This is a genomic window from Nocardiopsis salina YIM 90010 (assembly GCF_000341025.1).
GTDB lineage: Bacteria > Actinomycetota > Actinomycetes > Streptosporangiales > Streptosporangiaceae > Nocardiopsis > Nocardiopsis salina.
The window spans coordinates 19,718-44,679 of sequence record NZ_ANBF01000121.1 but is presented as its reverse complement, the minus strand read 5'-3'; the positions used below and the strand labels follow the sequence as shown (position 1 = coordinate 44,679).

General features: G+C 70.1%; 27 protein-coding genes, 5 tRNA genes and 3 pseudogenes. 8 read left to right on the top strand and 27 right to left on the bottom strand.

The window, feature by feature from the left end:
• Positions 1–120 precede the first annotated feature (120 nt).
• The 9 genes and pseudogenes from D474_RS0113225 to D474_RS0113195 all read right to left on the bottom strand — a co-directional run bounded on the left by D474_RS0113225 (position 121) and on the right by D474_RS0113195 (position 6,594).
• Entirely contained in the window at positions 121–720 is a 600-nt protein-coding gene (locus D474_RS0113225; protein WP_017614034.1) for a GNAT family N-acetyltransferase, read from the bottom strand.
• Between the two features lie 218 nt (positions 721–938).
• On the bottom strand, positions 939–2,432 hold the full coding sequence (locus D474_RS0113220) for an alanine/glycine:cation symporter family protein (RefSeq protein WP_017614033.1): 1,494 nt from the start codon (positions 2,430–2,432) through the stop codon (positions 939–941).
• A 201-nt stretch (positions 2,433–2,633) separates the two neighbouring features.
• The gene (locus D474_RS0113215; protein ID WP_017614032.1) at positions 2,634–2,921 is read right to left on the bottom strand and encodes a GNAT family N-acetyltransferase; all 288 of its coding nucleotides are present in this window, start codon (positions 2,919–2,921) and stop codon (positions 2,634–2,636) included.
• Positions 2,922–3,026: 105 nt separating this feature from the next.
• On the bottom strand, positions 3,027–3,965 hold the full coding sequence (locus D474_RS0113210) for a DUF5996 family protein (protein WP_017614031.1): 939 nt from the start codon (positions 3,963–3,965) through the stop codon (positions 3,027–3,029).
• A gap of 49 nt (positions 3,966–4,014) precedes the next feature.
• Positions 4,015–4,170: a respiratory nitrate reductase subunit gamma gene (locus tag D474_RS31040; RefSeq protein ID WP_394296532.1), complete on the bottom strand. Its 156-nt coding sequence runs from the start codon at positions 4,168–4,170 to the stop codon at positions 4,015–4,017.
• A gap of 101 nt (positions 4,171–4,271) precedes the next feature.
• Positions 4,272–4,988, bottom strand: coding sequence for a nitrate reductase molybdenum cofactor assembly chaperone (gene narJ / locus D474_RS0113205; protein WP_017614030.1), 717 nt, complete (start codon positions 4,986–4,988; stop codon positions 4,272–4,274).
• A gap of 146 nt (positions 4,989–5,134) precedes the next feature.
• A pseudogene (locus tag D474_RS33360) lies at positions 5,135–5,454 on the bottom strand (hypothetical protein); the annotation flags it as partial.
• 256 nt (positions 5,455–5,710) lie between these two features.
• A complete protein-coding gene (locus tag D474_RS0113200; RefSeq protein WP_017614029.1) occupies positions 5,711–6,445 on the bottom strand; it encodes an rRNA methyltransferase in 735 nt (244 codons plus the stop codon).
• 74 nt (positions 6,446–6,519) lie between these two features.
• A tRNA-Asp gene (locus D474_RS0113195) sits at positions 6,520–6,594 on the bottom strand.
• A 102-nt stretch (positions 6,595–6,696) separates the two neighbouring features.
• On the opposite strand from D474_RS0113195, the gene D474_RS0113190 reads away from it, so the two are divergent.
• The gene (locus D474_RS0113190) at positions 6,697–7,107 is read left to right on the top strand and encodes an RNA-binding S4 domain-containing protein (RefSeq protein WP_026118456.1); all 411 of its coding nucleotides are present in this window, start codon (positions 6,697–6,699) and stop codon (positions 7,105–7,107) included.
• Positions 7,108–7,134: 27 nt separating this feature from the next.
• Here D474_RS0113190 and D474_RS0113185 read toward each other — a convergent pair whose 3' ends face one another.
• Together D474_RS0113185 and D474_RS0113180 are read right to left on the bottom strand one after the other, a co-directional pair.
• Complete coding sequence (locus tag D474_RS0113185; RefSeq protein WP_017614027.1) at positions 7,135–7,926, bottom strand: alpha/beta fold hydrolase; 792 nt, start codon at positions 7,924–7,926, stop codon at positions 7,135–7,137.
• 68 nt (positions 7,927–7,994) lie between these two features.
• A complete protein-coding gene (locus D474_RS0113180) occupies positions 7,995–8,498 on the bottom strand; it encodes a hypothetical protein (protein ID WP_017614026.1) in 504 nt (167 codons plus the stop codon).
• 382 nt (positions 8,499–8,880) lie between these two features.
• Between D474_RS0113180 and D474_RS0113175 the strand changes: the two genes are divergently transcribed.
• On the top strand, positions 8,881–9,588 hold the full coding sequence (locus D474_RS0113175) for an exonuclease domain-containing protein (RefSeq protein ID WP_017614025.1): 708 nt from the start codon (positions 8,881–8,883) through the stop codon (positions 9,586–9,588).
• A 239-nt stretch (positions 9,589–9,827) separates the two neighbouring features.
• On the opposite strand, the gene D474_RS0113170 is transcribed toward D474_RS0113175, so the two are convergent.
• From D474_RS0113170 to D474_RS28630, 4 genes and pseudogenes are all read right to left on the bottom strand, one after another.
• Positions 9,828–9,901: transfer RNA gene (locus D474_RS0113170), tRNA-Phe, on the bottom strand.
• Positions 9,902–9,926: 25 nt separating this feature from the next.
• Positions 9,927–10,001 (bottom strand) — tRNA-Asp (locus D474_RS0113165).
• Between the two features lie 88 nt (positions 10,002–10,089).
• Positions 10,090–10,162 (bottom strand) — tRNA-Glu (locus tag D474_RS0113160).
• A 107-nt stretch (positions 10,163–10,269) separates the two neighbouring features.
• Positions 10,270–11,792: pseudogene (locus D474_RS28630) on the bottom strand (metallophosphoesterase family protein).
• Positions 11,793–11,938: 146 nt separating this feature from the next.
• Between D474_RS28630 and D474_RS0113150 the strand changes: the two are divergent.
• Both D474_RS0113150 and D474_RS0113145 read left to right on the top strand, forming a co-directional pair.
• Positions 11,939–12,289, top strand: coding sequence for a metallopeptidase family protein (locus tag D474_RS0113150; protein WP_017614024.1), 351 nt, complete (start codon positions 11,939–11,941; stop codon positions 12,287–12,289).
• A 223-nt stretch (positions 12,290–12,512) separates the two neighbouring features.
• Positions 12,513–13,838 carry an MFS transporter gene (locus D474_RS0113145; protein ID WP_017614023.1) on the top strand — a complete coding sequence of 442 codons (1,326 nt, stop codon included), beginning with the start codon at positions 12,513–12,515 and terminating at the stop codon, positions 13,836–13,838.
• Positions 13,839–13,880: 42 nt separating this feature from the next.
• Here the strand turns inward: D474_RS0113145 and D474_RS33885 are convergent, their stop codons facing one another.
• The 4 genes from D474_RS33885 to D474_RS0113125 form a co-directional block, all read right to left on the bottom strand.
• A complete protein-coding gene (locus D474_RS33885; RefSeq protein ID WP_017614022.1) occupies positions 13,881–14,009 on the bottom strand; it encodes a hypothetical protein in 129 nt (42 codons plus the stop codon).
• A gap of 2 nt (positions 14,010–14,011) precedes the next feature.
• Positions 14,012–14,257 (bottom strand): PspC domain-containing protein, encoded by a 246-nt coding sequence (locus D474_RS0113135; RefSeq protein ID WP_017614021.1) that lies wholly within the window; start codon positions 14,255–14,257, stop codon positions 14,012–14,014.
• Positions 14,258–14,454: 197 nt separating this feature from the next.
• A complete protein-coding gene (locus tag D474_RS0113130; protein ID WP_017614020.1) occupies positions 14,455–15,063 on the bottom strand; it encodes a TetR/AcrR family transcriptional regulator in 609 nt (202 codons plus the stop codon).
• A gap of 108 nt (positions 15,064–15,171) precedes the next feature.
• Positions 15,172–15,558 carry a TIGR03618 family F420-dependent PPOX class oxidoreductase gene (locus D474_RS0113125; protein WP_026118455.1) on the bottom strand — a complete coding sequence of 129 codons (387 nt, stop codon included), beginning with the start codon at positions 15,556–15,558 and terminating at the stop codon, positions 15,172–15,174.
• 165 nt (positions 15,559–15,723) lie between these two features.
• Between D474_RS0113125 and mug the strand changes: the two genes are divergently transcribed.
• Positions 15,724–16,356 carry a G/U mismatch-specific DNA glycosylase gene (mug, locus tag D474_RS0113120; RefSeq protein ID WP_017614018.1) on the top strand — a complete coding sequence of 211 codons (633 nt, stop codon included), beginning with the start codon at positions 15,724–15,726 and terminating at the stop codon, positions 16,354–16,356.
• Between the two features lie 12 nt (positions 16,357–16,368).
• Here mug and D474_RS0113115 read toward each other — a convergent pair whose 3' ends face one another.
• From D474_RS0113115 to D474_RS0113095, 5 genes are all read right to left on the bottom strand, one after another.
• Complete coding sequence (locus tag D474_RS0113115; protein WP_017614017.1) at positions 16,369–17,334, bottom strand: M56 family metallopeptidase; 966 nt, start codon at positions 17,332–17,334, stop codon at positions 16,369–16,371.
• The gene (locus tag D474_RS0113110) at positions 17,331–17,708 is read right to left on the bottom strand and encodes a BlaI/MecI/CopY family transcriptional regulator (RefSeq protein ID WP_026118453.1); all 378 of its coding nucleotides are present in this window, start codon (positions 17,706–17,708) and stop codon (positions 17,331–17,333) included. Before D474_RS0113110 ends, D474_RS0113115 begins: the two co-directional genes overlap by 4 nt.
• A gap of 140 nt (positions 17,709–17,848) precedes the next feature.
• Positions 17,849–19,105 (bottom strand): PQQ-binding-like beta-propeller repeat protein, encoded by a 1,257-nt coding sequence (locus D474_RS28625; RefSeq protein WP_017614015.1) that lies wholly within the window; start codon positions 19,103–19,105, stop codon positions 17,849–17,851.
• Positions 19,102–19,962 (bottom strand): cytochrome c biogenesis CcdA family protein, encoded by an 861-nt coding sequence (locus D474_RS0113100; protein ID WP_017614014.1) that lies wholly within the window; start codon positions 19,960–19,962, stop codon positions 19,102–19,104. The genes D474_RS28625 and D474_RS0113100 overlap by 4 nt, the downstream gene beginning before the upstream one ends.
• 3 nt (positions 19,963–19,965) lie before the next feature.
• Positions 19,966–20,721: a DsbA family protein gene (locus tag D474_RS0113095; protein ID WP_017614013.1), complete on the bottom strand. Its 756-nt coding sequence runs from the start codon at positions 20,719–20,721 to the stop codon at positions 19,966–19,968.
• Between the two features lie 144 nt (positions 20,722–20,865).
• On the opposite strand from D474_RS0113095, the gene D474_RS0113090 reads away from it, so the two are divergent.
• The 3 genes from D474_RS0113090 (at position 20,866) to D474_RS0113080 (ending at position 22,715) form a co-directional block, all read left to right on the top strand.
• Complete coding sequence (locus D474_RS0113090; RefSeq protein WP_017614012.1) at positions 20,866–21,342, top strand: hypothetical protein; 477 nt, start codon at positions 20,866–20,868, stop codon at positions 21,340–21,342.
• Between the two features lie 92 nt (positions 21,343–21,434).
• The gene (locus D474_RS0113085) at positions 21,435–22,526 is read left to right on the top strand and encodes an ArsO family NAD(P)H-dependent flavin-containing monooxygenase (RefSeq protein ID WP_017614011.1); all 1,092 of its coding nucleotides are present in this window, start codon (positions 21,435–21,437) and stop codon (positions 22,524–22,526) included.
• 113 nt (positions 22,527–22,639) lie between these two features.
• Positions 22,640–22,715 (top strand) — tRNA-Lys (locus tag D474_RS0113080).
• A gap of 374 nt (positions 22,716–23,089) precedes the next feature.
• Here D474_RS0113080 and D474_RS34410 read toward each other — a convergent pair.
• From D474_RS34410 to D474_RS28620, 3 genes and pseudogenes are all read right to left on the bottom strand, one after another.
• Positions 23,090–23,491, bottom strand: a pseudogene (locus D474_RS34410) (integrase core domain-containing protein); the annotation flags it as partial.
• Between the two features lie 114 nt (positions 23,492–23,605).
• Positions 23,606–24,178 carry an NADPH-dependent FMN reductase gene (locus tag D474_RS31030; RefSeq protein WP_026118452.1) on the bottom strand — a complete coding sequence of 191 codons (573 nt, stop codon included), beginning with the start codon at positions 24,176–24,178 and terminating at the stop codon, positions 23,606–23,608.
• Between the two features lie 46 nt (positions 24,179–24,224).
• Positions 24,225–24,959: a thioesterase II family protein gene (locus D474_RS28620; RefSeq protein ID WP_161628677.1), complete on the bottom strand. Its 735-nt coding sequence runs from the start codon at positions 24,957–24,959 to the stop codon at positions 24,225–24,227.
• Positions 24,960–24,962 lie beyond the last annotated feature (3 nt).

Here is a 24,962-nt window from a genome sequence, read left to right as displayed (position 1 = left end):
TCCGCACACGGACCCCGCCCTCACGGGCCGCCGGACACACAAGAAGGGCCGCTGACCGCATCGAGCGGCCCGCGACCCCGTGGGCGTATACCCTCCCCCCGTTCCCAGGCGGGTGGAGGGTCAGCCTTCCTTGAGCTTCAACCGGGCCACGGTGCGCTCGCTCGTGTGGTGCTGGGCCAGGCTGAACCCGGCGCGGCGGAACATCTCCACCGTGCCCGTGTAGACCTCGGCGCTGGGCGCGCGCCCGCCCGCGGTGTCGACGGGATAGGCCTCCAGGATCCGAGCGCCCTGGGCCCGCGCGTACTCGATCGCCCCGTCCAGCAGACGGGTCCCGGCGCCCCGGCGCCGGCGGCGGGGCGGAAGCCAGAAACACACGAGCGACCACACACCGGGTTCGGCGGGGTCGGCCGGGCGCAGGGAACGCGAACGCGACAGCCTGATGTAGTCCTCGCGCGGGGCAACCGACACCCACCCGCAGGGACCGTCCTCGTCGTAGGCGAGCAACCCGGGCACCCGACCCTCGAGCGTCAGCCTGCGCAGCTCGGCCTTGTTGTCCACCCCGCGTGTCGACCGGTCGCAGTTGGTGCTGGCCGTGTGGTCCTTCGCCCGCCTACGGAAGAACGTGCACCAGCAGTGCCCGTAGGCTCCGGTCGGTCCGAACAGGTTCTCGAGGTCCTGCCACCGCTCGGCGGTGGCGGGTTCGATCGAGACGATGGACATCTGGCTCCCTCACCGAGACGCACGACTGGCCGCCACAACTGTGACCCAGAACACTAGCGCTGTTGAGCCGTGACCGAAAGAACGCACATGCCCGAAACATGACCGTGCATTGGCCTTTTTCGCTTTTGGGGCCAGAGTGATCAGTCGAAGAGGGGGCCGACACGTGGGGCCGGCCCCGCCCGGGACCGGCCCCACGTGTGCGAGCTGTACGGATCGGATCAGGTCGAGGACCGCTCCGTCTCGCTGGGTTCCTTCGGCTCCCAGCACTCGACCCCGCGGATGTCGGGCAGGCGGTCCCGGGTGAAGACCGGGTCCAGGCCGAGGCGCCGCTGTTCGTTGTAGTCCTTGAGCAGGCGGCAGGCGATCACCGTCAGTGGTGCGATCGCGATGAGGTTGACCGCCGCCATCATGCCCATCGTCGTGTCGGCCAGGGACCAGATCAGCGCGATCTCGCCCAGCGATCCGAGGAAGGTCGCCACGAGGAAGAGGCACTTGTACACGAACAGCACACGCTCGTTCCCGGACAGGTACTCGATGTTGGACTCGCCGTAGTAGTAGTTGCCGAGCACCGAGGTGAAGGCCACCAGAGCGATGATGAACGTCATGAGGTGGAGCGCCCACGGGCCCAGCTGCGCGGTGAGCGCGAACTGCGTCAGGTCTCCCTGAAGCTCCCCGTCGCCGATGGCCTCGCGCTGGCCGAGCAGGATGATGAAGGCCGTGATCGAGCTGATGACCAGGGTGTCCAGGTAGACGCCCAGGGTCTGAACCAGGCCCTGCTTGGCGGGGTGCGTGACCGAGGCGCTGGCGGCAGCGTTGGGCGCAGAGCCCAGACCGGCCTCGTTCGAGAACATGCCTCGGCGCACACCCTGGATGATGACGACACCGAGCGCGGCACCCGTGAACTCCTGGATCCCGAAAGCGTGCTCGACGATGAGCCGGAACATGCCCGGCACCTCTTGCCAGTTCATCGCCATCAGCAGCAGGCCGAGGACCACGTACAGACCGGCGAAGAAGGGGATCAGCGCCTGGGCGGTGCGGGCGATACGGCGCACGCCCCCGAAGATCACCAGGCCGGTGAGGAACACGAGCCCCGCACCCACCACGGCCGTGAAGACCGTGCTGTCACCGGCACCGGTCCCCGCGTGGTCGGCGGAATTGGCGAGCGCACCGCTGATGGTGTTGCTCTGCACGGCGTTGAAGACCATCGGGAACGTGACGATGAGGATGACCGCGAAGACCACGGCCAGCCAGCGTTGACCGAGCCCCTTCTCGATGTAGTAGGCGGGCCCGCCCCGGTAACCGGCGGAATGGCGCACCTTGTAGAGCTGGGCCAGCGTGGACTCCACGAAGCTGGCGCCGCACACCACGACCGCCATGACCCACATCCAGAAAACGGCGCCAGGACCGCCCAGGGAGATCGCGATCGAGACACCGATGATGTTGCCGGTGCCGATCCGCGCGGCCGCCGAGATCATGAACGCCTGCAACGAGGAGACGGCCTTCTTGCCGTCCGGAGCGATCTCGGGCTTGCTCTTCAGGACGCGGAACATCTCCGGGATCATCCGGAACTGCACGCCGCCCGTGCGGATCGTGATGTAGAGGCTGACGACCGCCAGGAGGGGGATGATCAGCCACAGCCAGAAGTAGTCGTCGTTGAAGACACCGACGGCCTCGGTCAGGCTGTCGACGGTGGCTTCCTCTGCCAGTAGCACGTGTGGCGCTCCTCGGTTCGGATGGGACAACCGCCACCTCCTACCCGGCGGTAGGCACGAAACACACAGGAGGGGAGAACGTACCCCGACCCGTGTGCGCCCCGCACCCGAACCGTTATCTCCGGGCCGACCTGCGGCGACCGAACGCAGCGGCCCGGGCGCCGACGGTGATCCGCCGGGACCGGGCCTCTCCGGTCGGGGTCAGCTCCGGTGCACGAGGTCGCCGTAGCCGGGGTTGCGTTCGACGAAGGCCTGCGCGAAGGGGCAGATCGGTACGACCTTCAGCCCGTGCCGCCGGATGTCGTCCAGGGACTCGCGCATGAGCTCGGAGGCCACCCCCTGCCCCTCGAAGGCTGGGTCGACCTCCACATGCGGCAGCGCCAGGACCCCGTCCTCGATCAGGTGGTAGGCGCAGAACCCCACCGCCTTACCGTCCGCACTGACCTCGTACCTCGAACGCTCGGGTGCGTCCTCGACCGTCAGATCCATGTCTCTCCCAGTCACTGGTGTGCGCGGGGCGGTCCTGGACACCGCCTGCCGACGCACACCAGTATCCCCGTTCGGGCCGCACCCCCCAAGGGGGTACAGGTCAGCTCACCGACCCGCCTCGTGCGGGTCGGTGATCCCGCCCGGGCAGGACAGGCCGTCGATGTCCCACCCCGCGAGCCCGGCCCCGGCCACGTAGGCGCTCTCGAAGAAGTCCAGGACCGTCGCGCGCGGATCCGATGCTCGCCGGGCGTCGGCGTAGCGCAACAGCGCCAAGTGCCCGTGGCCGCCGGCCGACCACTCGGCGGAGGACGGCGTGAGCGGGCGTTCGGCGAGCCCGGCCGGTTCCGGTACCGCGTACGCGTAGAAGCAGGGTTCGGGGACGTTGTCGTCGCCGAACCAGAACCCGAAGCTCACCACCTCGCGCGAGTAGGCCTCGCGCACGACCTCACCCGCCTCGCGCGGCTGGGCTACCGGGTGCGGAGAGAACCTGGTGACGGCGATGTCGAACGTGTGCCAGAAGTGGTGCACAGGGCTGGTCTTGCCGGAGAACCCCGCCGCGAACTCCTCCAGCACCAGGTTGACCTGGCTCAGCACCTGCCAATAGCGGTTGGCGTGCTCCGGGACGTAGACGGTGTGTTCGTGGTCGTCCACGAACGGGCGGTCGGCGTCGGGCAGGTCGAACGGGCTCGCGTGGTCGATGCTGCCGTCCACGCCGAGGCTGTCCAGCGCCGACTGGAAACGCAGGTAGAACGAGCCCACACTGTGCCCTTGTAGCGGGAAGGACACCTCCTCCCCCGCCAGGTTCGAGGCAACCAGCCGGTGGCGCACGAAATCGAAGTCGACGGTGAAGACCGGGTTGCCGTCCACGATGCCCATCGGCCGGGTCGTGATGCCCGTGCCCGTGAGGTGGAAGGGAACGTTCCACCAGTGGTTGCGGCGCGGGCTGTGGTGCATGCGGACCTTGCCGACGATCTGCTCGAACCGGTGGATCGTCTCCTTCGTGTCGGCCCAGGTCTGCAGCGGGAAGTTCGGGAACAGCTCCATCGGGGTCCACTCCTTCTTCGGCGGGACGGTGCGCGCGGCCTGTACCGGCTCACCGGCCCCGGCGGGTTATACGTTCGGCATGCCCGGCACCGGCGGGGTGCGGACCACGGGAGCGGTGGACGACGTGGGGGCGCACGAGATACCCGGCCGACGCGCTGAACGCGTGCACGAGCCGGATGAACGGGAACAGCGCCGGCCCCGTCACTGCGTGCAGTTCGCAGGGGCCCTCCCCCGGCCGCGGCCGTGGCCGACACGTCGGGGTGAGGATCCTGATCGACCGGAAGCACGGCACAGGGCCGGAGCCGTTCACCGCGCACCCCCGTCGCGCTCCGCACCCGACCCGCGCGGGGGCGGGACCCGGCCCTTGTGCACCCCGACCACGGGAAGCGCGTTCTCCTCGGGCGGCCCCTGCACGGCCGAGCGCTGGACGGCCTCACGGTCGGCGGTGTTCTGGACCGGCAGAGTCTGGGCAACGGCGTCCACGACCCGCGTGTACGGGGTCCCGTGCTCCCGCAGAGCCTCGGCGAGCAGCTCCAGGCCGGGCCGGAACCTCAGCAGCAGGTCCTGCCCCGCCTCGTTGTCACCCCGTGCCGCGAACTCGAGGATCACCGCGAGATGGTCGGGCAGCTCGCGTGTGGAGACCTCCCAGCCGGCCTCGTGGTAGACCCGCTCGACCTCGGCCAGGGCGCGGCCGCGGCGGGTGTCACCGTCGGTGTAGTAGGTCATGTTCAGGGCACGGCTGCGGCGCACGTCGAAGACCTCGGCGTAGTGCCGGCACAGTTCCAGCTCGGGTGTGCTGGCTGCGTGGTCGCAGAACTCCATGAGCGCCGCACGCACGGTTCCCCGCGGGAGTTCGGCGACGGCCCGGGTGGCCATCGGAAGCCGCTCGAAGAAACCCTCGTCCGGATATCCGAGCAGGACCGACGCCGCCTGGTGCGTGACGGCTCTGCGGTGGGCACGGCGGACGGCCCGGCCGGCGCCGAGCCAGCCGGGCCGTCCTCCGGAGTCGGTGGTGGTACTCACGTGGAACCCCCTTCACACGATGTGCGGGGCTGTCCCCCGCCACGGTGGTCCTCGGTGCTCTCTCGCCGGTTCGGCGGGAAGAGCCCCTCGGGGCGGCTGTTGCCGTCCCGGTCGAGCAGGTTGACGCGCCACGCGCGGGAAAGACACGTGAACCATGAAAAGGCTGTGCCCCGCGGGCACTCGCGCGTCCCGCACTCGGGGCGGTCGGGAATCACCGGCGGACCATCGGTCGCCTGATTCTCCCGAGTAATTGTTCCGTCTTCGACACGGACGCCCCAGGAAAAAGAAGCGGTGCAGTCGATGCCGAGCGTGGAACGAACGCGGTCATGGCTCCAACGGTCGCGGTGGAACACATCGCCGTCGCGACCCCCGGTTCTGACCTGGACACGGACCCCGGACGGGTCAGACCGTCCCCTGCACCGAGCAGCGCGCCGGCGGCACTGCCGCATTTACCCCGATCCGCCATGACGAATACACCCCATTTGTCCGCGCATTGCCCTTGCAGTGCCGGCCGAAGTTCAGAAGTGAGCACATTCCGTTGATGAATATGCCTTGCACGGAGCAGAAGTCACGTACCCCACACCGCATTTGCGCACAATCGGTGCAGATCGTCGGATCGAGGGGGCGCCGTGCGACCGGGATCCACCGAGAGCGGGAGCCGGATCAGCCGAGGCAGACCTCGCACCGGGCCTTAGCGCTCACCTTCTGGTGTGCCTGCGGTTTCAGGGGGCGACGTCGCGGGCGCGCACGAGAGCGCCGGCGCGGGTCCCGACCTTGACCCGTTCCAGGGCGCGCACACCCTCGGGCAGGGCGATACGTCGGGTCTTGGCGGTGACGACCACGACCGCGTGGCGGGGCAGGACCCTGCCCAGAGAGCGCAGCATCGCACCCACAGGGTCCTCTTCCGGAGCGGAGCCACCCCAGGAGGTCATCTCCCCGTACGGGATGTCGGTGACCACGACGTCGGCGGCGACCGGATCGGTGAGGGTGAACACGTCGGCGGCGCGGACCTCATGGGGCAGGTCACCGCCCTGCGAGGCCAGTCCGGCGGCGAGGTCGCGGGCGGCCTCGCCGCGTTCGACGAACTCCACGCGCCCGAAGTCGCGGGCCGAGCGGCGCAGCTCCTCCTCCCGCGCGGCCAGGCCTTCTGCGGTGAGGAGTTCGAGGTTGCGGGCGGCCAGGGAAACGGCGTCCTCGTCGATGTCGGAGACGCGCACGTGGGAGAGGCGATCGCGGTGCAGCAGGCCCAGGACGGTAGCGAGGTAGCCGCTGCCACCGCAGGGGTCCCAGAGCCGGACCGGCCTCTCGCCGTGGTCGGTGGTGTGCACGAGCGCACGCTGGAGGAGTTCGCTGGCGAGCCGGACCGGGAAACCCGGGAACCCGGGCGCCGAACGCAGCACTTGTCCGCTCGCCAGCGCAGAGTGGTCGGTCCGCTCGGTGGCGTACCGGTATGCCACGACCAGTCCCCTCGTCCGTTCCCCGAGAAAGCCGAAGGCCCGGTGCCTCTCGCGGACACCGGGCCTTCGCTGTGCGGTCCTGACGGGATTTGAACCCGCGGCCTCCACCTTGACAGGGTGGCGAGCACTCCTAACTGCTCCACAGGACCTCGCTTGCTGCGGTTACTACTCTAGCGCGACTTCGGAGTACTTCGTACCGTCGGCGACCTAGAGTGGGATCCGAGGCCCCGAAAGACGAGGAGGACGCGGGCGTGAGCGAGTCCCAGCCGACCCTGCCGAGCGGCCCCGACAGCACCCGGATCGACCGTTGGCTGTGGGCAGTGCGCCTCACCAAGACACGCTCCGATGCTGCTCAGGCCTGCCGTGGCGGGCACGTGCGCATCAACGGGCGTCCCGCGAAACCGGCCACGGGGGTCAAGGCCGGCGACGAGGTGAGGGTGCGGCTGCACGGTCGCACCCGTCTCGTCGATGTGAGCCACATCATCGTCAAAAGGGTCGGGGCGCCCATCGCGACGCGGTGCTACGTGGACCGCAGTCCCGCCCCGCCCACCCCGGAGGCACGGGGCCCTGTGCTCAAGCGCGACCGCGGCGCGGGACGGCCGACGAAGAAGGACCGGCGCCAGCTGGAGAAGCTCCGCGCGGAGCTGCCCACGGAGCTGTGACGCCGGAGCTGCTCGGCCGGGCGGTCGTCACGCCCCGATGGGGTTCCGGGCGAGGAAGTCCAGCACGGCCTCGGTCGCCTTCGGGCTCCCCTCGTGCACGTACCCGTGGCGCAGGCCCGGGAGCACGAGCAGCTCGGCACCGGGGATCCGCACTGCCAGGAGCTCCGCGTTCCCGACGGGGGTGAGCGCATCGTCCTCGCCGTGCACGACGAGCGTGGGCGCCGTGATCTCCGGGAGCAGGTCCCAGCCGTCATAACCGGTGCCGGCGGCGAAGTGCAGGCGCAGGGCGCGCATAGGGCCGCGCGGCAGGATGCGGTCCACCGTTTCGGGGTGCTCGGCCGCCCATGCGGGTGTGTAGAAGAGCTCCGCGATGAGGCTTCGGCCCTCCTCCGTGGCGGCCTTGCGCAACGCGACCGTGGACGAGTGCGCGCGCGGGACCTCGTTCTCGCCACCAGGGGCGGTCGCCCCCAGGACGAGCGCGCCCACACGCTCCGGTGCGGCGTGCGCGAGCGCCTGCGCGACCTTCCCGCCCATCGAGAAGCCGTGGATGTGGGCGCGTTCGATACCGAGGCTGTCCAGGACCGCGAGGGCGTCCCGGGCGAACAGGCCGAGGGAGTAGGGCCCGTCGAGCGGGGCGTCACTGCCGCCGGTGCCGCGGAAGTCCATGCGCACGACCCGGTGGGAGCGGGCGAACTCCTCGCGCACGCCGTCCCACATCTCGAGGTCGAGGGCCTGCCCGTTGAGCAGGAGCAGGGGTTCGCCCTCACCGAGGACGTCGTAGTGGATCCGGGTGCCGTCGGCGGCGGTCGCGTGGTTCACAGATCCGGACACTACCGGAGCAACCGCGCACGCGCCGTGGTGCGCTGCACACTTCGGGGCCTCGGCGGTCAGTCCCACGCGCTGGGATGCTTCTGACCCAGGCTCTCCGCCCTGTGAGCAGCTGCCGCCACCACCGCGGTTCCGGCCATCGCGCACCACGGCCCCGGCCCGGCCTCGAGGTCTCCCGTCGTGTCGGAAGCGGCCAGAGCCCACCCGAGCATCCACAGCAGCGGGAACGCCGCGGCGGTGCCCAGGACCGTGCGAAAGGCCCAGATGCGCTGGACCACGAGGGCGGTGACGGCCGCCCCGCACATGGCGAGCACCGCCAGCCCCGCGGGGAACGTGCCGATGAGCTCGTCGGTGAACAGCGTCTCCCAGCCGGAGAGGTCGTCGCTGCCCGCCCACACGAGGTGGAGGGACATGAACAGCACTGCGCCACCCGCGGCCAGACCCGCCGTCACCGCTCGTGACGTGCGCTCGACCTCGTGGTCGAGGGTCATGCGCATTTCGATCCGGTTGATGCGCTTGCCGATGCGGTCGAGGTCGTGGATCGGATCGGGTGTGGCCGGCATCGGAGGGCTCCATGGGTGGACAACAGGGGCAGGGAGGGGGTGTTCAGACCGGGTGGGCGGGGACGTTCATGTCACCACTCACGGGGTCTTCTTCCGAGCGGGGTGGGCCCCGAGGCCTCCTTCGGGAACTTCACCACCCTGAGAGACAGGTCCTCGGTCTCGGTGTCGGACGGGGGTGCCGGGGCGGCGCTCATGGAGGCTCCGGGATCGGGGGAACGGTGGGATCTCCGCCTGGGGAGACGCGTGCGGGGCGTCCGCGGTTCGCGGGAAACCGAAAGTGCCGCGGCTGTCGGGGCTGCGCGGTACCGTGCCATCGAGAGTCCGACCCCCGGCCGATCCGTCCGGGGCCCCCGGGTCGGAGAGGCCGAGCAGAAAGAACCGCATGAGCGCCTCCTGGTACACCCGCCCCCTCGCCGCCTTCGATGTCGAGACCACCGGCCTGGACGTCACGGCCGACCGCATCGTCACCGCCGCGCTGTGGCGCATCGACCCCACGAGCGGCACCAAGGAGCCCCTGACCTGGATCATCGACCCGGGCGTCCCGATCCCGCCCGAGGCGGCGGGGATCCACGGCTACACCGATGAGCGCGTGCGCGCCGAGGGGACCCCCGCGGTCGAGGCGGTGCCCGCGATCGGCGCGGCCCTGGAGAAGGTCGCGGCGGACGGCCTCCCCCTGGTCGTCTACAACGCTCCCTACGACCTCGGGATCCTGCACCACGAGTTCGTCCGGAACACGGTCCGGCCCGAGCCGCTGTCCACGCTGCACGTGGTCGACCCGCTGGTGTTGGACAAGCAGATGGACCCGTACCGCAGGGGCGGGCGCAAGCTCACGGACGTGTGCGCACACCACGGGGTCCCGCTCGCCGCGGACGAGGCACACGGGGCGGCGGCCGACGCGCTCGCGGCCGGACGCCTGGCCTGGCGGCTGGGGTCGAGCCACCCCGAGCTCGGGACCCTCGCCCCTGCCGAACTGCACGACTCCCAGGTGCGGTGGAAGGCCGACCAGGCGGCCTCGTTCCAGGCCTACCTGCGCCGGACCCGCGACCCGGAAGCGGTCATCGACGGCACCTGGCCCTACGTGGGCGCCTGAGCCGGGGCGTCCCGCACGGCGGGGTAAGTGGGTACCACCTATCGGCCGGGCGGCCGGGATGACGAGGGGCGTCGGCGAGGAGGACCGGGCCAAGCGCCAGATCGAGGAGGCGATGCGGCTGCTCTGACTCTTGGCGCGCATTTGGCGCGGCCACTCACCGAGACCCACGACCGTCCACCGACAGCCACCGGCACAAAAAAGACCCCGGCACCTGTTCCCAGGTGACGGGGCTCCTTCTGTGGCTGGGGGCGGGGTCGAACCGCCGACCTTCCGCTTTTCAGGCGGACGCTCGTACCAACTGAGCTACCCAGCCGGGCAACCGGAATCCGGTGCCTGCGCGGTCCTGACGGGATTTGAACCCGCGGCCTCCACCTTGACAGGGTGGCGAGCACTCCTAGCTGCTCCACAGGACCTTGTTCAATTGTCGGCCCGGACCTTCGGCCCGGTGCCTTGTTGCGGTTCCCATTCTGCCAGATTCCCGGCAGTGCTCTGACCGCTTCGTACCCCCGACGGGATTCGAACCCGCGCTACCGCCTTGAAAGGGCGGCGTCCTAGGCCGCTAGACGACAGGGGCCCGCTTCAGACAGACCAAGCATAGGGGAGATACGCACCGATCGCCAAAGCGATTACCGGAGACGACGCGCACCCACCCGACCTGCACCGGTACGGAACACCGCAGGATCAACCCGGAGAACGCTCCGCCGTGGGCCCGTCGGTGGCGTCGTCGGGCTCGCCGACCGGGGCGTCGGGGTCCGCCTCGATGTGCCGTTCTACCTGCGCGGACGTCAGCCCGATGCCGCCGAGATCGATGTCGTCGCGGGCCTGCAGGCGCCCGGTCTCGCGGTCGAAGTAGAGCACGGACGCCTGATACGGTATCGGACGCTCGGAGTCGTGATCCAGACCACTCAACCCGGCGCCCCCGGTCGATCCCTGCACGAGGAACCGGGTCCCGAGCTCGGTGAGTTCGGTGTCGCGCTGGTGTTCGTCGCCGCTGAGCACGAGCGGCACGACCCCGTCGAAGGCCTCGGCCTGGGTTCGGGTGTGCATGACCGCCACGTCGACCTCTTCGGTCCCGTCGGCGACGCGCTCGGCCTCGGCCTCGCCCTGGGCGGCGAGCTCCTCCTCGTCCGGGTCCACGCGGGTCTCGTCCGGGGTGAAGCGGGGATCGCCCGAGCCGTAGAAGGTCAGACCTTCGACCTCGGTGGTCTCCCCGTCCAGCACGACGGCGTTGGACTGGGACTCCACCGCACGCTGGGTACCCATCGAGTCGTGCTGCCCCTTCACCCACACGTAGGGGACGTCGAGGCCGACGATCTCGTCGGCGAAGGTGTCCTCGGCAGCGCTGCCCCGGTCGGTGAGGTCGCCGGAGTCCACGACCGCATCCACCCCGTACTGCTCCTGGAGGCTGGAGATGATGCTCCACGAGGCCGGGTTGAGCTGGATGTCGGACACGTGCAGCACCCGTACCACCGACTCGTCGTCCTCGTAGACCGGAAGTTCCGAGGTGGCCTCGTAGATCATCGACACGTTGCCGACCAGGCCGGCGAGCTGCTCCTGGTACTCGCTGAACCGGCCCACGACCTCCTCCGCGCTGCCCACGACCTGCGGGGCACCGGCGATGAGCCCGGTGTAGCGGGGTTCGGCGATGGCGCTGGGGTTGAAGGAGGCGGCGGCGACGGCACCGGAGGCGACGAGGGCGCCCAGGGAGACGGCACCCCCGGCCAGGGCACGGCGCAGGTCCCGGAACAGCAGCAGAGCCATGATGAAGGCCCCGAGAGTCGCAGTCACCAGCGACCGGATCACCAGGGCGATNNCGCCCCCCCGCCGATACCGGCGGCCATACGGTCGATCGCACCGGGGTCGGTGAACATCTCCTGCGCAGCGGACAACCGGATGTCGGTGATGGCGGCTTCCACCCGGAGGGGCGCCGCGTGCGTGTCGAAGGCGAGCTGGCCGAGCGGGGCGACGTCGACCACGGTCTCACCGTTGAACTGGGGGCTCAGGGAGAAGGTGACGTCGGCGGGGCCGATGGGGGTGACGACCTGTCCGGCCAGGGACAGGCCCAGCCAGCCGCCGAGCAAACCGGCGACCGCGACACAGGCCCACCTCCACGCGCGCCCCTCACGGATGCGGGCGAAGGCAGCACGCGCGCGGTCGAGGGTCTCGCGGTGATCGTGGCGGCGGATCGCTTCCCATGAGAACACTCCCCCATCATGCCGCCGCACAGACGTGCACCCAATGCTTTACGCCCGCTCCCGAGTGTTATGTCTTCCTTCCCACAGTCTGTGCGGCCCACGGGGCACAGACGGGTCCGCCGTTCCCTTCCCGCGGGCCTCCCGGAGACGACACAATGGCGGGCGTGGTGGAACTGACACGCCGTGAGTTCGAGGAACTGGTCGCCGACGCCCTGGACACGATCCCCGAACACCTGGCCCAGCTGATGGACAACGTGGTGATCACCGTCGAGGAGGAATCCCCCGACGGTCTTCTGGGTGTGTACGAAGGGGTGCCGCTCACCGAGCGCGGGGACACCTACTTCGGCGTCCTGCCGGACGTGATCCACATCTACCAGCGCAACATCTGCGCGATCTGCGAGACACGGGACCAGGTGGTCGAGGAGGTCGGCATCACCGTCGTGCACGAGATCGCGCACCACTTCGGCATCGACGACGACCGCCTCATGGAGCTCGGCTGGGGCTGAGGCCGCAGGCACGCGGACCCGCCCCCTCGCGACCACCCCCGGACGAACCGCATCACACCGGACAACCGCCGCTTCGGGGACGTTTGCTGCCTACTACCCACAGCAACGAATCAGCCACGAAATCTACCGAACTGCTTGCGGCGCCTACCTCACTCCGGAACCGTTGGTCATTGGGACACGACACAGCGTGATTACAACCCAGTAACAGACAAGGGAGTGCCGGGTGAGCAATCCGCGCCTCGATCACGAAGCAGACGACGAGGGCCACGACCCCTCCGACACCCGGGACCACTCACAGGGCACGACCTGGAAGAACGGCTACCGCGACGCGATGCGGATCCGCGAGTTCCGGTTCCTCTGGTTCGCCCACGCCCTGTCCATCGTCGGGACCAACCTCCTCAACATCGCCGTGAGCGTGCTCGTCTACCGGGCGACCGACTCGGCCTTCGCCGCCGGCATCACACTCGCGGTCACGTTCCTGCCCCCCATCCTCGCCGGCCCCCTGCTCTCCGGGCTCGCTGACGTCTTCCCCCGCAAGCAGGCGCTCATCGTCTGCGATCTGGCACGCGCGGTCTTCATCCTGGCCGCGGGGATCCCCGGGATACCCGTGTGGGCGATCTGGAGCCTGCTGTTCCTGTCGGTCGTCCCCGCCGTCCCCTTCACAGCCGCACGGGCCGCGCTCCTCGCCGAGATCGTCCAGGGGGAGCGCTACGTCGCCGGAACCGCGATCATCCACCTGACCACGCAGTTGGGCATGCTCATCGGGCTCATCGCCGGCGGTTTCGTGGTGTCGGTGATCGGCCCCAACACCACTGTCATGGCCAACGCCGCGATCTTCGCGCTGTCGGCTCTGCTGGTGATGGCGGGGGTGCGCGCCCGCCCGGCCCCGAACACGGACGCCGACGGCAACCGCTCCCGGCCCGGGCTCGGTGCCATGATCACCCGCGGCACCCGTCTGGTGCTCACCGACCCGCGCCTGCGCACGCTGGCCCTCATGGCCTGGGTGGCGGGCCTGTACATGATCCCCTACGGGATCGCCAATCCCATGGCCGACGAGTTGGGGGCGGGCCCCGGCGCTGCCGGCATCATCATGGCCGGGCCGTCGATCGGCACTCTCATCGGCGGTTTCCTGCTCACCCGCTTCGTCCCGCCACCCACGCGCATGCGCTGGCTGGGGCCGCTGACGGTGCTCGCGTCGGTGCCGCTGATCCTGTGGATCCTGCCCCTGCCGCTGTGGCTGATGGTCGGGCTGCTCGCGATCAGCGGGGCGGCCGCCTCGTACCAGATCGTCGCCAACGCCACCTTCGTCCTGTGCACGCCCGAGGACGGGCGCGGCCTGGCGTTCGGGCTGGTCGCAGCCGGTCTTCAGGCCTCGCAGGGGCTCGGGATCCTGTTCGGGTCGCTCCTGGTGGAACTGTTCGGCACCTCGGCGGTCATCACCGGAGCCGGGGCCGTCGGGGTGGTCCTGGGGGTCGCGCTCGCGGCGACGTGGTCGCGCATGGCCGAGTCGGCGATCGAGAAGATGAACGAGGCGGAACAGCCCGCCTGAACACGCCGGAGAAGGCGGAAGGCCCGGTCCGCCGACGGGTTGTCAGGCGGTCCGGGCCTCGGCCGTGGTGTCGGAGGAGGGCTCCCGTGCCTCCTCCGACTCGTGGTCCTCCCCGAGTGTGCGGAGTTCGCGCCGCTGCCACCCGGGGTGGGCTCGAAGGGTCCACTGCATGGTCAGTCGCTCGACTTTCCTTGGAAGTTGCGGATGATCTGCTCCAGCAGGGAACGCCGCTCACCCGCGGCCGGCATGATCAGCCAGGCCAGGAAGTAGACGAAGATCCCGCTGAAGCCCAGAACCGTGAGCACGATGAAGACGATGCGCACGATCGTGGGTTCCCAGCCGAAGTACTCGGCGATACCGCCGCACACACCGGCCAGGAGCCGCTTGTCACTGCTGCGTTGGAAGCGCTTGTTGCTCATGTCTACAGATTGCCCGCTCACGGAGACGTTTCCCATGGGGGAGGCCCCTGGCCCTTCCCTGACATCTCCCCGGGAGGCTTCCGGGAGTGTGCGGGACGGACCTGCGGCCTCCTACAACACCTCCGACGCAGAGGTCACCGGGGGCGTTCCCGAGAAATGGAACACAGGTCCGCGCGGTCCCGTGTCGGGTGCCGCTGTCAGCGACGCGGGGCGAAGGTGTGGCCGAGCCGGTCGAACGCCTCGCGCATGTGCGTGCGCAGTTCCTCGACGGTCTCCTCCGACCTTGCGGCCCCGGCCTCGCCCAGGACGTGCCGCACCACCGCGGACGCCACCCCCGCGATGAGCTTCGGGCCCTGGTCGTCGTGGTCGGCCCCCGTGCGTTCGGCCACGGCCTCGGCGATCTGCACCTCGACGTCGTGCAAACGGCTGAGCATCCCCGACATGAGCTGGGGTTCACGTTCGGTGAGCTGCCAGTTGGTGCGCGCTTCCTCGCGCCAGGATGCCAGGCCCTCACCCTGGTCCAGGGAGTCGGTGAGCAGGTGGACCAGGTCGTCGGTGAAGTCCCCCGAGGGGCCGCCGGCCACGAACCCTGCCACGCACTCGTCGTCCGGGCCGAGGGGCAGGTCGCCCAGGAGCGCGTCCTCCTTGCTGCCGAAGTAGTTGAAGAAGGTCCGGGTGGAGACCTCGCTCGCGGCCGCGATCTCGTCCACGGTCACGTTGTCCAGACCGTGGTCCAGCACCAGACGCACGGCAGCGTCCCTGAGCGCGCGGCGCGTGGCCCGCTTCTTGCGTTCCCGAAGCCCCATCGGTCCTCTCCGTCACTGCGTGGGCGGCCCGCCTCCGAGTGTCGTCCCGGGAGGGCGGTGCAGGGCCGCCGTCGGCGGCGGCCGTGCACCGTACATGATCCCGCCCGGTCAGCGTCCGACGAACCGGTCGGGCCGCACGTACACGATGACCCGTGTCTCGTCGGGGCTGTGCCACGGGTAGTCGGTGCCGAGGTACTTCTGGGCCATGGCGTCGATGAAGGCCTTGTCGGTGTCCTCCTCGACGCGGTCGACCTGCCCCCTGACCTCGACGTACATGTAGGGGTCGTCGGGGTCGGTCGCCGAGACGGAGATCCGGTTGTCGCGTTCGAGGTTCTTGAGCTTCTGGCGCGTGGTGGTCTGGCTGAACTTGAGGAACTCGCCGTCCCAGTCGATCCACACGGGGCTGTTGTGGGGTGCGCCGTCCGGGCCGAGGGTCGCGATGTGCCCGAACGCGGGCTTGCGGAGGACGTTCTGCTGCTTCTCGGAGAAGGCCATCATGCTCCTTGGTGTGTCGGTTGCCCCCGAGTACACCAACCCTGCGGGGCCGGTTCCTGTCGCGACGCGCGGGATGCGGGGGCGTGAGGCGGCCCGGTGCCCCCCGGCGGGCACGGTGGTACCTTCCGGCACGTCCGGTACACGGAACCACTCAGGAGGGCCACGGTGGACGGGCACGAACACGGCGGCGGGGCCTCGGGCTGCCGGCGCTCGCACGCGTCAGGGCCCACACGCGGGTACGGGGGCCGGAGCCGGGCCGAGCTGGAGGCCGCGCGGGACAAGACCCTGCCCCACCTGATGGCCGCCGGGCTCGGCGTGGTCTTCTGCGGCATGAACCCGGGGCTGACCACGGCGCTCGTCGGGCACCACTTCGCGTCCCCGGGAAACCGCTTCTGGCCGGCCCTGGCGCACGCCGGGTTCACGCCCGAGACCTTCACACCCGACCGGGAGCGCGAGTTGTTGCCGTTGGGCATGGGGCTGACCAACCTCGTGGAACGTACGACCCGGGACATCTCGGAGCTCTCCCAGGAGGAATTCGAGAACGGCGGGGGACGGCTGCGCGCAGAGATGCTGCGGTACCGCCCCGCGTGGCTGGCGTTCCTGGGCATCACCGGGTACCGGACGGCCTTCGGCGTGAAGGGCGCGTCGGTCGGGCCGCGGCAGGAGCGCATCGGAGACACCCGGGTGTGGCTCCTGCCCAACCCCAGCGGCCGCAACGCGCACTGGAAACCCGCGGAGCTCGCGCAGGAGTACGCGCGCCTGCGGGAGGCCGCAGGCCTGCCCGACCTCTCCCAGTGACCGGGACCGCGTTCAGAGCGTGCAGACGCAGGGAGGCGACCCCGCGACGGTGAGCACGGTCGCGGCGAGCACCCCCGCCGGCGGCACGGCCAGGAGGATCGCGGCCGAGAGCGCGGTCGCCGCAGGGGTGGAGCGCCCGTTCCCGGAGTTCTCCCCCGGGAGCAGGCGGCGGGCGCGTTCCACGGGGCAGGCACCGGACGCGGCGAGGGAACGTCCGGACGTGTCGGGTTCGGCCGGCGCGACCATGGCGCCGATGGCGTGCAACAGGGGCGCGTGGCCCACCGTCCGGGCCGCCCGGTCGTCGGCGGCCCACTCGACCAGGACCGGCACCTCGGCGGCCGCGGCCCGCAGCAGCGGCACCCCCGGGAAGGCGGTGTCGAGCAGTCGGGAAGCGGCCACGAGCACGTGGTGGCGTCCGCGCAGGTGGGCGTCCTCGTGGGCGAGGACGGCCTGCAGCTCCCTGGGCGACAGGACGTCGAGAGCGCCCTGGGTGAGCACGACCCCTGAGCGGCGGCCGGGCAGGCAGTAGACGTCGGGGCGTCGGGCCTGCAGCAGCCACACGTCGTGTCCGCCGAGGCAGCGCCGGCGTGCTCCGGCGTCGAGCTCGCGGTGGTGCTCACGCCGCCACCGCACCGACCCGGCGTAGCGGCGCGCGAGCACCCAGCAGAGCCGGCCGGCGGCCAGAGCGGCGACCGGGGCGAGCACGGCCACGACGGTTCCGGCCCCGCTGTTGCTCACCGCTTGGAACAAGGAGATGCAGGCGGTCACGAACCCCTTCAGCCCCGGACCCATGATCTCGGCCACCACGGAGAACAGCAGGGTCGCCCAGCTCACGGTCCAGACCGCCAGCGCGACCGTCCACAGCCCGAGCAGGTACCTCGGCGGGAGTTCGCCCACGCGTGCACACCACCGCACGAACGCGGGGCCTGCGAGGCTGAGCAGGGCGGCCGAGCCGGCTGCGGCCGCGACCAGGGTCACGGTTCCTCCTCGCGCGGCACGTCCGAGAGCAGGTCGCGCAGGACCTCCACCTGGTCGGCCGGCATGTCGTCGACGAACCGCAGGAGCGTGGCGCGGGGGTCGCCGCTGTCGGCAAGCACCCCCGACATCCGCTCGGCGGCGTAGGTGGGCCGGTCGCGCAGGGGGCGGTAGAACCACAGTCGGCCCACCCGGTCGCGCTCCACCCACCCCTTGCGGCGCAGGTTCTCCAGCACCGTGGAGATCGTGGTGTAGGCGGGGGTGCGGTCCGGGAGGGAGTCCACGACCGTTCGGACGCTCATCGGTTCCTCGTCCGCCCACAACAGGTCGAGGACGGCCGTTTCCAGCGGCCCCAGCCCCGGCAGAGGTTCGTCCATCGTCCCCACGCTCTCGTCCGCTCCGTTCGACTCCACACTAGGACCTGTTCGGCGAACGCCGATTACGATGGAAGGCGCCCACCGAACAGGCCCTGATGACCCTGCCGACGGTCCTGTTCGGGCGCCGGTCCACCCCCGGCTCACGGCCCGGGCCCGTAGGCCGCGAAGGCGTCACCGGGCCCGTCCGATTCGACCGGGACCAGGGACGTCCCGTCCTCGGCGGCTGCCACGGGCACCGCCCAGGGCCCTTCGCCGACGGTCGCGCCCGAGTCGAGGGCGACGAGCAGTGTGTCGTCACCCTCGCCGAGCTGGGCATGGTCACCGACGACCGCGTCGAGCCCCGGGCCGTCCGGCAACCGGGTCCGCCACAGTTCCCCGGCCGGGGAGCTGTGCAGACCGACGAGGAGTCGGCCCGCGTCCGGGTGGGGCCCACCGACCACGGTTCTGCCCTCACGGTCCCCGACGACGCGCGGTTCCTCCGTCCCGTCGAACGAGGCCAGCCGCTCCCCCGTCCGGAGATCGTGGGCGGTGTGCGCGACCGTTTCCCCGTCCGGGCCGTCCCAGGCCAGCACCACCGCGGCCGACTGGCCGTTGCCTGGGGCCGGGCCGGGGCCGACGGCCTCGGGTTCGGTCTCCGCACCTTCTGGCGGTTCGAGGTCGTCGGCGGTCCAGAGCACGTCGCCGCTGCCGGTCTCCGTCGCCCTCAGGTCGCCCCCGTCCGCCGCGAGCAGCGTCCCCCGGTACTCGTGCAGGAGTTCCGTGCCGCCGTCCTCCTCATCGGCGACGACCTCACCGGTGCCGGGGTCCAGCGCCACCTTGGGCCCTGTGGAGGTGCTCATCACCGACCCCTCGACGTCGGCCAGGAGCAACCCGGGGCCGACCAGGTCCCCCGGGACGTCGGTGGGGCCCCACACGAGCGATCCGTCGAGCGGGTCGTAGGCAGCGGCCGTGGTCCTGGTCGCCAGCAGCCCGCTGTCCGGATCGGCGTCGCTGTCCAGGAGCACCACGAGGTCGCGCCCGTCGGCGCCCCCGGTCACCGCGAACGCCGTACAGCTCGGGTTGCGCGTCGTGGACCACCGGGTCCTGCCGTCGGTGTCGACGCCGAGGAAGGTGAGGTCCCCGCCCCGTTCGGGCATCGCCATACCGACGAACCCGTCCCCGGCCGGTTCGGGCGGCGACGAGTACGGTGCCGCCCACCGAGGAGTCCCCTCCAGGGTGGGTGCCGGTTCGGCCTCGGGTTCGAGCGTAGCCGGGGCCGGGGGCTCGTCCCGGGGTTCGGCGTCCTCGGGTGCGGTGAGCTCGCGGGAGGAGCAGGCCGCCAAGATCTGGACGAGGACGGCACCCGCGGCGAGCGCCCGGAGCATGCGGACACGCGCCGGGCGCGCGTGTGCGGTCACGGAGTGCGGTCCCCCTCCCTTTCGGCGGGGGCCTCGTCGGCAGCCCGCCCCCTGCGCAGGCGGTACAGCCCGACACCGAGCAGGACCAGCGCAGCCGCGGCAACGAGCAGGAGGTCGGCCGCGCCGCCGAGCCGGGAGAGCTGGAGCTGCAGCTGGTGGGCGATCTCCTCACCCGACCCCACGAGGGTCGGCAGGCTCGCGGTGCCGTCGTAGAGCAGGAACAGCACCCCGATCACCACGAACAAGCCCCCCGAGACCAGGGACGTCGTGTGCAGGTTCAGAGGGCCGACGGTGAACGCTCGTCCGCGCAGCCAGGTGCGGCGGCCCAGTTCGAAGCGGTCCCACAGCAGGGCGAGGAAGAACAGCGGGAGCGCCATGCCCAGGGCATAGAAGGCCAGCAGCAGGCCGCCGCGCACGGTTCCGCCGGTCGCGGCCACGGTCAGGACGGCCCCCAGGATCGGGCCGGAGCAGAACCCGGCGAGCCCGTAGACCGCGCCGAGGCCGAACACGGGCAGGGGCCCGGTGCGCCCGGCCAGGCGCCCCTGGAGCCGGGCGAGGGGGCCGATGTTCACGCCCAGTCCGAGGATCTGCGCGAGGCCGAGCAGGATGATCAGCGACCCGGCGACGGTGACGAGAAGCTCGCGGTTGCCGTAGAAGAACCCGCTCACCATCGCCGACCCGGCACCCAGGGGCACGAGGGTGGCGCACATGCCCGCGTAGAACACGGCGGTGCGGCCGAGGAGGCCGACGGTGTCCCGGAACGCGTAGGCGAAGAAGGACGGCAGCAGGAGCGCGCTGCAGGGGCTGAGCAGGGCGAGGAGGCCGCCGAGCAGTGCGGCGAGGTATCCGATGTCCATGGGTCAGCCCTGCTCAGCCAACGCGGCGTCGATGGTGTCGGTGAAGACGTCGAGCGGCTGGGCCCCGAACACGGGAGCACCGTTGATCAGGAACGCCGGGGTGCCGCTGACACCGATCTGCTGCCCCTCGGAGAAGTCCTCGTCGACGGCGGTCGCGAGTTCCTCGTCACCCAGGTCGTCGGCGAAGCGGTCGGCGTCCAGGCCCTGCTCCTCGGCGACCCCCGTCAGCTGGCCGGTGAGGGTGTCGGTGTCCTGGTCCTTGTAGGTCTCCTGGTCGCCGTAGACCGCGTCGTGGTAGTCCCAGTAGGCGCCCTGTTCCCCCGCGGCGTGGGCACCGACGGCGAGCAGGTGGGAACTCTCGCCCATGTAGGGGAACTCGCGCCACTCGATGCGCAGGTCGCCCGAATCGACGTAGCGTTCGACGAGTTCGGGTTGGACCTCCTCGACCCAGGTGGCGCAGTACGGGCACTGGTAGTCGGAGTAGCCGATGAGCACGACCGGCGCGTCCTCGTCCCCGAGCGCGGCCGGGTCCTCCCCGTCGCGGCGGGCGAGCGTCTCACCGAGCTCGCGTGTCTGCTCGTCGGCGCCCTGCTCACCGGCGGCGGTGCTGCCGGAGGCGCCGTTCCCGGTGGTGTGGTCCCGGTCGGCGGCCCACGCAGCCAGGCCGATGACCACGACCACGACGAGCACCGCGCTCGCCAACAGGGGCCACAGGGCTCCCGGGTTCCGGGGCGCGCCCTGTGTCTTGAACTGCGGCATGTGCGGGACCTTCCGCTCTGGACTCCGGTCGGACTTATTCTATGTTCGATAGAACAGGCTCTATGCTACATAGAAGAATGAGTCACGGGCACCGGAACACACGGGTGGCCGGGTCGGGCGACACGGAGAGAGGACCGGACGACAATGCGACTGTGGACTGCGCGGCAATGGACGGCCGCCGCACTGGGGGCGGTCGGGGCCCTGGCCCTGCTGGGGATCCCGTCGGTGCTCCTGCCGAACGAACTGTTCGTCCGGGAGATCGAGGCGGCCTGGTGGACCTACCCGGTGTGGGTGGCCACGGCTGTGCTCTGCGGCCTGCTGCTCGCCACCTACACCCGCCCGCACGGCGGCAATCGGGACCAGCAGGGCACGGAGGCGGACGAGGACCGCTCGACACCGCGCCGGAGCCTGGCCGGGGGCCTGCTCACCTGGTTCGCGATCGGCTGCCCCACCTGCAACACCCTCGTGCTGATGGCCCTGGGGACCTCCGGCGCGCTGAACTGGTTCGCTCCCGCGCAGCCCCTGCTCGCCGTCGCCGGCCTCGCACTCCTGGCCCTGGCCCTGCGCGCCCGGCTGCGCGCCGCAGCCGGATGCCGCGTCGGCGCCGCCCCTGCGGCCTGACGAAGCCTTCCCCACTTGGGGCAGCCCCCGGGGAAGCACGCGGGAGGCCCCTGCGTTGCGACGGGGGACGGACCGAGGGCGGAGGAGAACACATGGGCACCGGCGGGCACGAGGCGGTCACCGACGTCGACGTGGCGGTCGTGGGCGGCGGACAGGCCGGCCTCGCCACGGGGTACTTCCTGCGGCGGGCCGGCGCCGACTTCGTGGTCCTCGACGACCGCGGCACCCCCGGCGGGGCCTGGACCGAATACTGGAGCTCCCTCCGTCTGTTCTCCCCCGCCGGGCACAGCATGCTCCCGGGGTGGTGGATGCCGCCCGAGGAGGGCCACGAGTACCCGAGCGCGCAGCACGTCGTGTGGTACCTGACCGAGTACGAGCGCCGGTACCGGCTCCCCGTGCACCGGCCGGTCGCCGTGGAACGCGTCGAACGGGAGACCGAGCGCCCCGGAGGGCGCCTGCGGGTGGTGACCGACCGGGGTACCTGGCGGGCCCGGCACGTGGTCAGCGCGACCGGCAATTGGTCCGCGCCGCACCTGCCGCACGCACCGGGGCGACGGTCCTTCACGGGGCAGGAGTTGCACACGGTCGACTACCGGGGTCCGGACGACTTCGCCGGCCAGAGGGTCGTGGTGGTCGGCGGCGGCAACTCCGCCGCGCAGATCATCGCCGAGCTCTCACTGGTCGCCGAGACCACCTGGGTCGCCGCGCGCCCTCCACGCCTCATGCCCGACGACGTGGACGCCCGCGCCCTGTTCGACCTGGCGACCCGACGCGGTCGCGGCGAGGACAGCCCCCGCGTGGGCGACCTCGGCGACATCGTCGTGGTGCCGAGTGTGCGTGAGGCGCGCGATCGGGGAGCACTCAAGGCCGAGCCGATGATCGAACGCCTCACCCCCGGCGGGGTGGCGTGGCCCGACGGGAGCACCCTGGAGGTCGACGCAGTGTTGTGGTGCACCGGGTTCCGCCCCGCGCTCGGCCACCTCGCTCCGCTCGGGGTCGCCGACGGGAACGGGCGGATCCCGGTCGGGGCGGACAACCGTGCGGTGCACGAACCTCGGCTGTCCCTGGTCGGCTACGGGGACTGGACCGGTTTCGCCTCCGCCACGATCATCGGCGCCGGACGCACCGCCAAGAGCGCAGTCGCCGCCGTCACGGAGGCCCTCGAACAGGAGGGCCGGGCATGAACGGCGGAGTCACCCCGCTGTTCCCGGTCGGGGGCTCAGCAGACGGTGTGGCGCTGGGGTAGAGTTGTCCCGGCTGACACACGACGGCCCCGTTCGTCGTGCACCGTCGGCACGGGGCCTTAGCTCAATCGGCAGAGCAGCGGACTTTTAATCCGCGGGTTCGGGGTTCGATCCCCCGGGGCCCTACCAAACAAAACCCCAGGTCAGAACGGGTTTCTACCGATTCAGACCCGGGGTTTTCGTGTGTCCGGAGCCTTGGTTCGGCTCCGCGTGTGCTCCGCTGCCTCGCCGCTGTCTCCATCTCGCTGTGGACCTCGCTCTGCAAGCCTCCGGTTCCGGCTTCGAGGCTCCCAGGGCCAGTGCTCTCCGATGACGAGCTCACAAAAGGGGGGCCCCAAAGCGAACATCGCGACCCACGGGCTTGAGCATCACGGAGGTGGCCTCGGCCGTCGCTTTGGCCACGTCAGGGAACACCGTCTGGTGGGTGTCCTGGGTGAAGGGGGTCGTGGCGCGGTCCAGTTCGGCGGGTGTCCCGTTCCGAGGCGGGACCAGCGCCCGATCTGGAAGTGGAGCCTGCGGTGGTTGAACCAGTCCACGTACTCGGCCACCGCGATCTCGACCTCCTCCAGCTCCCTCCACAGGTCCCGATTACGCACCAGCTCGGCCTTGAACAACGAGTGGAACACCTCGGCCAGAGCATTGTCGTGGGAGTCGCCCGTGGTACCGACTGAGGCCACCGCACCCGCCTCGGCCAACCGTTGGATGTAGTGAACAGCCAGTTGAAACCGCCCTGCACACCCCGGTCGGAATGGTGAACCAACCCGTCGATGCGCCGGCCCACGTGGTGGCGGTTCCAGACCGCCATTTCCAACGCGTCCAGAGCCAGGTCGGTGCGCAGCGAGCGCGAGACCTGCCAGCCCAGGACCCGTCGGGAGAACATCGATCACGAACGCGGGAGCCTCCATCACACCCGGCACAGGACAGATCAGCGTACTAAAATCCGTTCAAGTCATCCTGAACAACATAGGTCAGAACAAAACGGAAGCGCGACTGTAGAACTGGGACATTGCGATTATCTCTCAATCGGACAGGAGGCTCTTCTCCTTCTTTTGATGAGAGTAGGACAAAGCGGTGGTCAACTCCTCCATGGACAGCCGAACCCTCTCGAGCACAGTCGGGTCATAGAAATCCCCCTGAGCGTCGGCACGAGCGGGAGCGCCCGACACCGTCACCGAGTCGACGAGGATACTCCCCATGAGGGTGAGTGTGGGAATAAGTGCCAGATGTCCGCGCATACCACCTGCCTGCCCTGGTGATGCGCTCATGAGGAGGGTGGGTTTGCCAGCGAGCCCTCCTGAGCCAATCAACCAATCCATGGCATTCTTGGTCACTCCTGACGGCCCGTGCGCGTACTCGGGACTGACGATGATCACCCCTTCGGACTCATCTGCGCAGGACCGGAACTCGGCGGCGGCAGCCGGAAGGTCCTCGCCATCGTCGAGGTCGGGATTGAACAAAGGAAGCCGACCAACCAGTTCGTCGCCAACGACGCAGATACCTGGACTACTCCTTCCGGCAAGGCGCAGAAGTCCAGAATTGTAGGATTTCTGACGAAGGCTCCCGCATATCCCCAAAACCTTCCAGGTTGCCACGTCCACTCCCCACATCATTACTCATCCAGGAAACTCCGCTTCTATTCTACACCCCGTCGAGCCCCTCTAGCGCGGAACCCTCGATATTCCCCACCAACTCACTGAAAATGACTCCCGCAAAATCTGGAAGATTTTCCCCCGTGAAGTAGAAATGCCCACCAGAGAACTCGAGCAAGCGGAATGCATCGGTTGTCTGATCACTCCAGGCCCTCATCGACTCCGGGGGTGCCCACAGGTCCTGGGTGCCCGCCAGCGCGGCCATCGGGCAAGTGATGGAACCTGGGGGTTCGAACCACTGGTGCGCCCGCACAAGCTCCAAGTCCTGACGCACGAGACCGAGAAACATACATTCCAGTTCGGGGAATTCGCTCCACCGGTCCGGTAGACCGCCCATCAAAGCCACCTCGCGCAAAAGGGCGGTGTCGTCCAACTGGTGGAGTTGTTGCGAACGGGCCACCCGCACCCCTGGGGCGGAACTTCCCGACACCCCGATCCACACCGGTGGCAAACCGGCTGCGCACAACGCTCGCCCTACCTCGGCGGCGACCAAGGCACCCATACTGTGTCCGAACAACCCCACGGGCGCGTCCGTCCAAGGACGCAGGTGCTCCACCAACGTCCGCACTAGGCTTTCCCAGGACAGCGAAGGCGCATGCGTGTAATTTTTACCCCGCCCAGGTAGATCGTACAGCAGCAGGTCCCATCCGCTGGGCAACTCCTCGACCAAGGGCAGATACGTGGCACAGGAGCCTCCGGCGTGATGGAAGCCGACCAGCCGCACGAG